At 70.0% G+C, this 12,427-nt stretch carries 2 protein-coding genes; one reads left to right on the top strand and one right to left on the bottom strand.

Features of this window, described 5'->3' with window-relative positions; genetic code table 11:
• Positions 1–24: 24 nt before the first annotated feature.
• Complete coding sequence (locus NP4_RS41815; RefSeq protein WP_218023999.1) at positions 25–12,174, bottom strand: hypothetical protein; 12,150 nt, start codon at positions 12,172–12,174, stop codon at positions 25–27.
• Between NP4_RS41815 and NP4_RS42210 the strand changes: the two genes are divergently transcribed.
• The coding region (locus NP4_RS42210; protein WP_218023998.1) for a hypothetical protein at positions 12,175–12,427 on the top strand (253 nt) is incomplete at its 3' end.

Genomic DNA, 12,427 nt, shown 5'->3' with positions numbered 1-12,427 from the left:
GAATGCTTCGCTGTACAAGCCATGTCAGTACCGGAAAATCCCGGTTCGCCGTTCCGGATCGGCCAGGATCTGCTCGATCACCCGTCCGAAATCGAGTTCCGCCCCCGGGAACGGATAGCGCGCGTCGAATACGCACCGCCCGCCCAGGCCCACCTGGAACCAGGCGTGCGCCGCGTCCGACCGCCCCCAATACACCCGCACCTCGGGATCATCGAGCGCGATGGACCCACCGTTCACCCACAGCCGCAGCCGCCCGTCCTTCCGGAACAACACCCCAGGCACCTCCCCGAACCGCCCATAGATCCCGGCCACCGGCCCGACCGCCGCGCTCACCCCGTGCAACGCCCCCGTCACCGGATCGAACACCGCGGGCCCACCAACCCCGTCGACCGGATGCACCATCAACTGCGGCACCTCGACCCGCCGCTGCGCGACCGGCCGTCCGCCCCCACCGCGCACCCGCCCGGCATTCCCCGTCCCGCCCCCCGGCGGCGGCATCATCGGAGGCGGCGGCACCTGCGGAGCCTGCTGCCCTGCCCCGCTCGCCCCATACCCCTGCCCCGAATCCCCGTGCTGCCCAGCCCTATCGGACGGCCAAGGCGCCAACCCATGATGCGGCGCGCCCCCATTCACCCCATGACCGGCACCATCGAACGGCACCGAATCAGCAGACGGCACACCACCATTCCCCGCCCCCGGCACAGGCCACGGCACCGAATCCGGCTGCGGCAAAGCGCCACCACCGGGCCTGCCGAAGCCATTCCCGAACGACGGCACACCACCATCGACCGGGCCATGGTTCACCCCATCCGGGCCGGACCACGGCACCGAACCCGGCTGCGGCAGAGCACCGTTCGCCGAACCATGGTTCACACCATCCGGAGCAGACCACGGCACCGAATCCGGCTGCGGCAGAGCGCCACCACCGGGCCTGCCGAAGCCATTCCCGAACGACGGCACACCACCATCGGCCGGGCCATGGTTCACACCATCCGGGCCAGACCACGGCACCGAACCGGGCTGCGGCAAAGCGCCATTGGTAGGTCCGTGGCCAGGTTCTGGTGCGGGCAGGTGGTCCTGTGGCGGCCAGGGCTGATCCGGTTGCGGTGCATCGCCATTCGACCACGGCGGCATCGGAATGCCCGGTGGCTTCGGGAGGTGGCCGGCGACCGGGTCGATTCCGTGTGGTGGCCACGAAGGCTGGTCCGGCAGGGTGCCTGGCGGACGCATCCACGGTGGGGTCGGAATGCTGGGCGGCTGGGGCGGATTCGGGACGCCGGGCGGCTGGTGGGGCGGAACCGCCGGGGGCTGCTGCGGGACCGGCGGGATCGATGCCTCGGGCGGCGACGGGTGCGACGGCGCGGTGCCACCGACGTGCTGTGACGTCGGCGCGTAGAGCGGTACGTGCGAGCGTTCCGGCGTGGTCGGCGGATGCGTGGGCTCCGGCGGCGCGGGCGGCACGTGCACCTCGGGCGCCTCGAGCTCCAGCTCGTCCAGATCATCATCGGGCATCTCGACCGAGAAGAACCGCGGCGGATGCGGAATCCGCGACATCGGATACAGCTCCGGCTGCCGCCGACGCCCACGCTCCTCGCCGTCCCGAGAACCACCGCCCTGGTCACCATCGTCCTCGCCGATCTCGGGCGGGCGCACCGTCGACTTCACCACGGAGCCAACATCATCCGCATCCCGCGAATCCCCACTGTCCCGAGAACCACCGCCCAGGTCACCGTCGTCCCCACCCGCCTCGGGCGGGCGCACCGCCGACTTCACCACGGAGCCACCATTATCCGAATTCTCAGGCTCGTGGACCTTCGACTCCTCGACGGAGCCGCTGTCGGGGTCGGATGCCCGCACCTCGGTGCGGTCCTCGTCCTCGACGTCGGATCGGGGCGGCTTCGAATTCTCCACGATTCCGGCGTCGTTGTTCACCGCGCCCGGTTCCTGCTGTGACGCATCGGGTTCGGAGCCGCCCAGATCCTCGGGTGTATGCGGCCCTGGGCGGCTGAAGCGGACGGTGACGGCGGTGTTCTCGCCGAGGCGGCCCTCCAGGTTCTCGATGGATATGTCGGTGAAGCCGAATTCGGCGGCCAGGCGGGCGGTGAAGGTATTGCGGGCGGCCTCCTCGGGGGTGAGGAGAAGTTCCTGCATACCCGCGTTGAAGGAGTCGAGGTTGCTGGACAGGCGGGGGCCCGCGTTCCAGGAGGCCTCGATATGGGCGATGTGGTGGCCGATGGTGGTCATCATCTCGCGGAACATGGTCGCGCCGTCGGGAGTGTGCGGGCCGACGCGGATCTCGGCCTGCAAGACGCCGGAACTGTTGACCCAGGCATGCACGCCGTGATCCTCGTCGCCGCCGTAGCGATGTTCGTAGAAGACGCCGAACTCGCTCTCCACGACCTCCGGCCCGAGCTGCTCCGGTGCGGGAGGTTCGGGCAGCCGCTCGGCGCGCGCCTCGGCATGGGCCAGACGCTCCTCCAATTCCGCCACCGCGTCCCTGGCCCGAACGTACTCCCGCGCCGCGGATTCCAACGCCGCCCCGCGCTCGCTCCACGGATCGGGACGGCCGCGGACCGCCTCGCGGGTCCGAGCCAACTGCTCGTCCACCCACCCGAGGACCCGATCCTCGCTCCGCAGCTCGGTACGATCCGCGCCGGGGAAATGGCTTGCGGCCGAATCGAGTTCACGCTCGGCATCGGCGAGCCGGGTCTGCGCGTCGTCGAGCCGCTCGCGCAGCCGCGCGAGCTCCGCCTGCGCCTCGTGATAGGCCCGCGCACCGCCGGACTCCCGGGGCTCGGTCGGTTCGCGCGGCGGTTCGGACGGCGTCAACTGCCGCCGCCGCGCCTCGGGCAGCTCCCGATCGTCGGTCTCGGGTTCGGTCCGCCGCAATGCCTCCTCGAGCCGATCCAGCGCATCGTCAGCGTCGACGTAGTCGCGCACGGCCCGTACGAGATTGTCCACCGGTTCATCCCCGTGCGCCGCACGCAGATTCGCCAGCCACGCCTCGTCGCCGTATTCGCGACCCACCAGTGCGGCCACCGGATCCAGCCCCACCGCCTCGGCGGCCTCCTCCAACTGCGCCGAGGCCCGCCGCCACAGCTCACGCGCGCCGGGCAGTTCGAGGCGATAGCGATCCCGGGGCAGGAACGAGGCCAATTCGTGCTGCCCGCTGTAGAGCGCCGACCGCCCGAGGTCCTCCTCGACGCGGGCGAGATGCTCATCGGCCTCCACCCGCTCGCGCAGCGCACGCTCGAGTGCATCGATCCGTTCGCCCGAATCCGGATGCGCCGCGCGCAGATCCGCCAACCACCGGTCGCGATCGGCCGAATTGTGCGCGGCCAGCGCCTCGTCCGGATCGACCGGCACCGCCCGCGCCGCATCGTCCAGCGCGTCCGCCGCCCGCTCGGCGCGCTCCTGCGCCCGCGGCAGTTCGAGCAGTTCGGCCAGATAGGAGTTGTACTCCAGATCCCGACGCCAGCCGGTGTACGGCGGCCGGTCGGCATCCCAGTGATAGCCCTCGCCGACCGCGTGCGCATTCGCGTCGTACCAGGTCTTACCCGCGCCCTGATGCGCCGAATCGCGCTCGTACTCCGATTCGGCCAGCGCGTCGTGCAACATGACGACATCCTGCTGCCTCAGCCGCTGCAATCGCGGAATCACCTTGTCCGGCAACGGCTCCACATTCAACAGCCGGTTGATCGCCTCGGCAACGTCGGCCACCTGATCCATCCGCCGCCACACGAATCGCCCGGCCGGATCGAACGGATCGCGGATCAGATGCTTGTCGACCATCAGATGATCGAGGATCTGCTGAATCTGCTCGCGGGTGAACTTCGGCGGCGCCAACTCGTCCGCGCCGGTCATATAGTCGTCGCGGATCCGCGGCATCGACGCGTCCGCGACGATCTCCTCGGCCATCCGATTGATCATCTCGTCGGTGATCCGCCCGCCCGCCTGCAGCTCCAGCAGTCGTTCGCGAATCCCGAACACGATGTCGCGCACCAGATTCCGATCATCGGACTCGAAGGCGTCGGCGATCCGGCGCTGCTCGGTATCGGAGAACTTCTCGATATAGGACTCGAGATAGCGATGCAACCGCTCCGGCGCGTCCGGGCGATTCAGCTCGGTCGGAACGCCTTCGATCAGATCCGCGCGTATGCGGCTCAGAATCTCACGGGCGGCGAGCACCCGCTGATTGCGCGCGTGCTGGGCGAGCCCCTCGAAAATCTTGTCCGCCAGGGCCGGATCGGCCCGGAACAGTTCGTACTGCCGATCCGTCCACGACAGCAGCCGCCACTGATCGGCGACCTCGTCCCCGCCGATTCGATCGTTGCGCATATGCGGAGCCAATTCGTCCACGATGCGCTCGATCTCGGCCTCGGGAATGCGCCCGTGCTGCTGCAGATCCACCAGCCGATGCGCGATATCGGCCACGGTATCGCGCACCGCCGCGCGGTCGTCGCTGTGGAAATGCTCGGCCAGTCGCTCCGCGAGATCGTCGATATGCCGGTCGATTCCGGCCACCTGCTCGCCCATATCGCCGCGCATCGGATCGATCCGCGCCCCGCCGTCGGCCAGTTCGCGCCGCACCCGCGCCACCACATCCTCGGCGGTCCGGCGCTGCTGATCCGCCCGGAAGGTGTCCAGGCCCTCGACCGTGCGATCGATGGCCCGCCGAATGCGATCGGGCAGTTCGGCGCGATCGGGATCCAGCGAATGTTCGGCCAGATCGCGACGCGGGAACATCGGCTGCACGTCGTAGTGCGCCCGCTTGTGCCACTCCACGCCGGACCACATGGTCGAGAACGGCGGCACCTTCTTCAGCGCCGGATGTGCGTCGAGGAAATCACCGATGGCCGGATGCCGCTGAATCCATGCCTCCACGCGCGGATGTTGCAGCGCCATCAGCAGATTGCGCAGATTGCGCTGCACCGCATTGATATTGCCGCCGACGTGCAGGCTCAGGATGTCGTCGTCGGGAATATCGCCGCGGAAGAATTTGCCCTCCACGCCGAGCGCGTTGAACGGCAGCAGATCCAGCGGAATCTTGCCCGCCGGAATATCTTCGAACGGCAGCGCCAGGGTGTTGAGGTAGTGGACAAGACCACCCCACCAATCCGGATTACCCGGATCGTAGGCGCCCGGGGTGTTCGCCTCGTCGCTGGTGCGCCAGGACGGCCGGGTCGGATCGACATAGCGCCACTGGCCCTCACCGTCGAGCCAGCGCACCAGCCGCATTCCGGGCTCACCATTGAACCAGCCGGTCGCCATGACCTCGACCCGCGGCGCACCCAGCGGTTCCATCCGCACATCCCACAGCCCGCCGACCATCTGCCGGAATTCGATCCGCGGCCGATTGCCCATGGCATGTGCGATCTCGCTCCGGGTCGCGATCGCCTCGGCCAGCGCCCGATCGTGGTCGGCGGTGGGATGATCCAGATCCGCGCGCGGTCCGAGCACGACGATCCGCGGCGGTTCGCCCTCGATGAGCGCGACCAGGTCGGTGACCATGCGCCCGCCCTGCTCCTCGATCAGATCCCGCCAGCGTCCGGTCAGCCGCGCGGTCTGGTCGTCGAGGCGGCCCATGGCATTGTCGACCCGGATCACGTCGTGGGCGGCGTCGCCGAGATTGCCCAGCCAGCGCAGCAGCCGCTCGCGCAGCGCGGGATCGTCGAGTTGTTCGATCCGCGTGCGGTTCTCGGCCAGGACACGATCCACCGTGGCCGGATCGGGACCGAGTTCCTCGAGAGTGATCGGCAGGCCCTGCTCGTGCAGCCGCTCGACCAGATCCTCCATCATCGACCGGCGCGCCTTGTTGAAGGCATTGCGGAACAGTTCGGCCCGTTCCGCGCCCAGGCGCACGATCTCGCGGCTCACCTCCAGCGAAATCGGCCGTCCCTCACCGATTCCGGCGCGTTCCAGCTCCACCAGCCGCGCCTCGACATCGCGCACCGCCTGATCGACGCGATTGAACTCCTCCACCGATTCGACCAGTTTGCGAATCGCCCGGCGGCGCAACGCGACCTCCGACGGCGACATCTGCTTGTGCACCACCCGTTCCGGGGTGTCGTTGGAGGCCGGGATCCGGACCGACTGGGCCTGGGTCTTCTCGAACAGTTCGAGAATCTTGCGTTCCAGCGCCTCACCGGTCAGCCCGGCCGCATCGCGCAGTTCGGCGCGGTCATCGCGCTTGGCCCGCAGGAACTCTCGTTCGCGGGTGAGTTCATGCCACCGCTCGACCAGCCGCTCGTATTCCGACCGCGGGGACTGATCGCGACGCACCGCGAGGATCTCGCCCTCGAGCCATTCCAGATGCCCGTCCGCGCCCTCGATCCGCTCGACGACCCGAATCAACTCCACGACCTGCGCCAATTCCCGCCCGTCCTGGACGCCGTGGCGTTCGCGCACCTCCTGCAGGGTCTGGCCGAGTCGTTCGGGTCGCAGCGCCGCCCAGTTCCCGGCGCCGTCCACCCCGAGTTCGGCGGCCAGGGCGTTGCGCCGGCGCACCAGCGTCTCGCGATCGCGAATCGCCTCCTGCCGCCGCTGATTCAACTCCTCGAGCCGCTGCTGCAGATCCTCGTGCGTGGCGCGCGGCGTCTCGGGCGTGTCCCCGTGCGGACGCATCTCGACCACGCTCGCCTGCCCGTGCTCATCCACCCGGATCCGCTGGTAGACGATCTCGGTTCCCTGCTCGGTCAGCACCGCCCGCAGTTCGCGGGTCAGTGGATGACCCGGTGCGTCCGAGACCGACAGGACCAGTACGCGTGACGGTTCGCCCGGCAGCCGCAGTACCAGTCCGGCGGGATCGAGGGCGTGCCCCCGCTCGACCGCGGCGATATCGCGTGCGATCAGCCGGGCCGCGTCGTCACGCAATTCCGCGACGTCCACGCGCGCCGCATCGTGCTCGTCCAGCTTCGCCAGCACCTCGTCGCTGCGCCGCATCGCGGCGTCGTGCTGCCGCTGGGCCTCGCGCAGCGCCTCGACATTCCCGTCGAGCTCCGAACCGCTCACCGAGCGGTTGCGCATCGAATCCACCCGGGCGTCATCGGCCCGATGCAGCGCGGTCACCCGATCGCGCAGTTCGTCGGCGGTGAGTTCATCGGCCCGAATACCGGAGGGCTCGGCCAACTCTCGTGCCTGCGCGAGCAGTCGGTCGCGGTCGGCGACGCGTTCGGTGAGCCGGGCCACCAGTTCGTCGAACCGCGCGCGATCGGTGGGCAGATGTGGCCGCGGATCGCCCGCGACGGACCAACCGTCGGACGGTTGGGCGGGCGGGCGCGACGGTGCGGGCGGCTTCTCCCCGCCGCCGTCACCGGCGGTCGGCTCGGATTCGCCCGTGCCGGAATCGGATTCGTCGGATGCGGGCGGGCGTTTGGCCCCGCCGCCCGAGCTGGGCTGATCCGGTTCGGGGCGCGGTGCGGAACCGGCGGGAGGTTCGGGTTCGGGCGGATCCTCGCGCTCGACGACGATGCGGCCGTCCTCGTCGACGCGCAGCCGCAGCACCACCACATTCTCCCGGCCGGGCCCGGCGATCTCACCGAGTTCCGGGCGCTGCGCGATGACATTGTCGAGGATCTCCGCCGGACCGCCCTCACCCCATACCACCACGGCGAGCCGACGCGGATGTCCATCGATGATGCCGACCCGGTGATCCTCGGCCAGGGCGTGCGCACCGGCATCGGCCAGGGCGTCGAATTCGACCTGCCGCAGCAGTTCCGCCTCGACGCGCTGATGTTCCTCGACGGCGGCGCGGTAATGCTCCGCGGCGGCGTCCAATTCGTCGAAGGCCCGCAGCCGGTTCGTGGCGTGCTCACCGGCCGCCATCGTCTGATTGCGCAACCGGCCCAGCAGCTCGTCGAGCCGCTGCCGGTCGGTGACCGCGTCGAAGTCCAGGGTCTCACGCGACACGCGATCGCCCCGCGCCTGCGCGGCGCCCTCCTGCGCGTCCACCTCCGCGATGGCATCGCGCAGCCGCAGTTCGGCGTCCTCGCGCGCCCGCGCGGCGGCCACCAGGTCCTCGCGCTGCCCGCCGCCCACCGCGCGGCGATGCTCGTCGAGCAGGGCCTCGAGCGCGCGCAGATCGACGGCCCGGTCACGCACCTCGGCCCGCAATTCGCCGTGCAGTTCGGCCAACTCCTCCGCCGAGAGCCGCTCGTGATCCTCGATCACGCCGTCGCGGAAGGCGTCGTAGACCTTGATGTACTGATTGCGGCGCTCGTCGAGGTCCGCGAGCATCTCGGCGTCGAGCGCCTCCCGCTGCTCGGGTGTCAGGTGCTGGTATTCCTCCAGCTCCCCCGCGCGGAATTGCTCGTAGCGGCGGATGCGTTCGGTCAATTCCGCGCTGTCGGTGTCGATTCCGATGATGCGTGCCCAGTCCCGGTTGACGCCGCCGTCGGTGGGCAGACCCACGGCGCCGTCCAGTCGCACCGCGAAATCGACCAGATCACCGAATACCTCGCGCAGATGGCTGATCGCGGTGTCGTCGAGGATCGGATGTTCGGCGCGGGTGGCCATGCGAGCGACGTCGACCCGCGTGGCGCTGGTCGGCTCGGCGTCGAGGATCGCGCGGACGAACTCGGCCAGCGGCTGGTTCAGATGTTCCAGATCCGCCGGGCCGCCGGCTCGCCGAATCGCCTTGTGCAGCGCCTTTTTCAGCTTGGCCGTATCGATGGTGCTCGGATCTGCGATGCGCCGGGAGTCGTTGTCGTAGCGGTGGCCGTAGAGATCGCTGGCCTTCAGCTCCAGCGCCGCCGCCAACCGGTTGCGCGCGGTGAGCACCGGGCCACGCTCGCCGTAGCGGACCTCGTAGACGCAGTCGACCAGCGCGTCGATCAGCTGATTGCGCTCCTGCCTGTTGCGGGTGCGATCGAGCAGGGTCGTGGCGAACCGCTCGGGCGCCACCTCCAGCGCACCGGTCACGCGCGACAGGATCTGGCGCAGTGCGGTGTAGGCGGTCTCGCTTCGGGTGGGCGAACCGCCGCCGACCAGCCGCGGATCGGCCCCGTGATCGCCGTCCCACACCCGCTGGGTCGGATCGCGATCCACCAGGGTGCGCGTGAATTCCTCCAGCGCCGTACGCAATCGGTCTCGCGGCGACTCGCCCGCGCCCGGTTCGGCCCCGCGATGCGAGGCGTTCGCCACGGCCCGCGACAGCCGCTTCGAATCCAGCCCGTCCGGATCGATCTCGAGCTTGCGCAGCTCGTCGTCGAATTTGCGCGGTTTGATCGCATCCGGATCGATCTCGAGCCGCCGGGCCAGCCGGTCGCGAGCGGCGTCGACCGCCTCGGCATCGATCCCACGGATCTGGGCGGCGTAATCGGTGAGCGCCTGGACGATTCGATTGCGCTTGGTCGCACTCAGCGACGGATCCGACAGCCGCTCGGCGACCCGCTCGGGGGTCAGTTCACCGGCCGGAATGTCGAGTCGGCGGGCCAGCGCCCCGCGCGCCAGACCGACATTGTTGAACTCCTCGATCCGGCTCGCGCTGCGCACATAGTCGACCAGCGCCTCGATACGGGCCGCGCGCACCGAATTGCGCAACTGCTCGTCGGCGACCAGACCGGATCCGTGGTGGGCCAGCAGTTCCTCGGGATCCAGGCCCAGCCGCTCGGCCAGTTCGCGCACCTCGCGCTCGACGTCGGCACGCGGGCGGGGCTCCTGCCGCGGCGTAGGCGGCGTCGAATCGTGTTCGGGAACAGTCGAATCCGTGTACTGCACCGGCCGCCACGGACCGTCGCCCTCGCGCACCAGCGTCACCCGCAGCGGCTGCCCGTCGACCTCGCCCTCGTAGTAGCGCACCTGCGGCGCGTCGAGTTTGCCGATCCGGACGCTGCCGTCGGGTTCGACCCAGCCGACCCGGTAGTCGGCCACCAGCTCGCCCCGGTTCACCGCGTCCGCGTGCTCGGGATGGTCGGCGAGGACACGGGCCAGCATCTCGTCGTGATTGAGCCCGGTATCGACCACGACCAGGCGGGCCGGATCGCCCTCGACAAGCCAGACCCCGCGATCCAGCGGGCGACCGCCCTCACCGTGCTGCAGCCATTCGGTGGCGGCGAGATCGACCAGGGCCTCACCGGTTTCGCGATAGCGCTCGTCGAGATCGCGGAAGCCCTCGGACAGTCCGCGCAGCCGCTCCAGCGCGCGCACGCGGTCCTCGGTGCCCGCCCGCAGCGCCTCGAGAGTGTCGGCGAGTCGGCTCGGATCGCGGGAGATATCGTCGGGAATCAGGTCTTCCCAGGTGGCGCGCTGTTCGCGAATCTGCTCGCGGCGCAACGCCTCCTCGAACTGCACGCGCAGACCGGAGTCGCGCAGTCGCCCGTGTTCGTCGAACAGTTCCGACCAGTGCGGCGGCGGTGAGGCCGTCTTGTTCTTGATGCCCTGCCAGTTGAGCATGCTCGGATCGCGACCCTGCGCGACCGCCCGCTCCTGTAGCGCCCGGCCGAGCACATCATTGGTCTGCGCATCGATCTGATTGCTGTACTGGACGCGGCGGTTCTCGTCGTTATACCAGCGGGTCGCGTCGAGCAGGCCATCGATCGCCGCGGCCCGGCGAGCGATCAGATATTCCAGATGCTCGACCGCGCGCGCGACCGACTCCTGGGTGAGGTCGGGCAGACGCAGCCCGTAATCCGCTGCGAGCGCGACGATCTCGGCGGCCATATCGGCCCGCTGCTGATGCAGCGCGTCGACCTCATGGAGCCATTCGCTGAGCGTGCGACCCTCCGAATCGCCCGGCCGGAACTCCTCACCGCCCGGCGGCAGCTCGAAACGCTCCGGTGGCGTGGGCTTTTCACCCGGCTGCCGCTGCGGCGGCCCCTGCTCGTCGTCGTGTGAGCGGCCGAACCGGGCGGCCTGTTCGGGTGTGAGGCCGACCTGCCGCAGCAGATTCGGATCGGCCTGCTCGTTCCAGTACTCGTATTCGCTGCCGTCGGCTCGGCGCGCGGACGGCAGTTCGTTCTCGTGGTGGCGGTTGAGCAGGAAATCGCCCAACTGCTCGCGGTTCTGGTAGAAGGTGAGCAGCTCGACGGTCAGGCCGATCGGCAGCTTCTTGAGCACCTCCGACGCGCCCTGCATACCGGTGATGAAATCGCCGACGTCGAAACCGCCACCGTGCGGGGGATGTGGCTGCGTCGCCGGCGGCGTACCGGAGGAATCGCTGTGCGGCTGCGGCAGCGCCGAACCCGAGCCCGAGGGCGCGGGCGGTGTGTCCTGGGTGCGCGGGCGGCGTATCCAGTCGAGCACCTTGCGCAGCAGCGATTTCTTCTCCGCGGCCTCCTCGGTCTCGGGCGCCTCATCGGGTCGGCGGCCGCGATCGTCGGGTACGCACCGCCAGCCGCCCTCACCGTCCGGCTCGACCCGCAGGGTCACCCGGTCCTCGCCGATGCGCAGGACCAACTCATGGCCGCCGCCGGCGGGCAGTTCGCGCGTGGCCGCGGTCAGCGCCGCCAGATCGGCGATATCGTGCGCCTCGCGCAGCACCTCCGCACGCAACCGTTCCAGATGCCGCGCCGCGCCCTGCGGGGTGTCGAGTTCGCGCTCGGGGACGCCCAGCAGGCGCGCCCAGCGGTCGCGGGTCGCCTCGATCTGTGCGCGATGCAGCGGATCGGTGGCCGCGCGCAGGCGGCGAATGTGCTCGTCGAGCGCCTCGATCGCACCGGCGCGCACCGCGTTTCGCAGCCGCTGCTGCTGTAGCACCCGATCGCGGTCCTCGCCGGTGAGCTGATCCTCGCGCAGGCCGAAGCGGCGCAACAGCTCCTCGCGCAGTTCCGCGTCGGTCAGCCGCCGCGGCACGGAGTCACCGGCCGGATGCGGACGCGCCGCCGAGGGATCCTGCTGCGGCGGCAGCTCGGATTCGGCGTCGTAGCGCCAGTACTCCTCGTCGCCGTAGGCCTCGTCCAGCCGCAGCGGTCCCAGATCCTCGGGATAGCGCATGGGCCGCGGATATTCGTCCAGACTCTCGCCGAGGAACCCGCGCGCCCGGGCGATTTCGGCGAGCTCCTGCAGCGCCGCCAGCGGATCGGGATGTCCGGTGAGCGCCTCGTCCAGGCGCAGCACCTCGATCAGCTCGCGGGCGTAGTCGAGCAGACCGCGCGGACGCTGCGGCGCGGCATCGTCGCGGTGGGTCTCGGCGCGGTCGGCCAGGAATTTGCGGACCTGGTCGAGGGGGCGGCGCACATGGGCATCCGACGCGTCGTCGCCCTCGCGGACCGCCAGGCTCGAATCCGGTTGGGGCCCTTCGCCTTCATCGGATTGCCGTTGCTCCGGACGCACCGGCGCGCCGGTCTGCTCCCGCAGCCATTCGACGAGATCGCGATGCTGTCGAGCCGCCCATTCCGCCTGTTCGGCCAGCCGCTGTTTGAGCCAGTCGCCCGGCTCCTCGTCGGCCGCGCGACGCGCCTGCTCGGCCCGCCGCTCGGCCTCGCCGGCG

It is taken from the genome of Nocardia pseudobrasiliensis NBRC 108224, assembly GCF_001613105.1.
Taxonomy (GTDB): Bacteria; Actinomycetota; Actinomycetes; order Mycobacteriales; family Mycobacteriaceae; genus Nocardia; species Nocardia pseudobrasiliensis.
The sequence above is the reverse complement of the archived record's forward strand: the minus strand, read 5'-3'. Positions and strand labels throughout refer to the sequence as shown.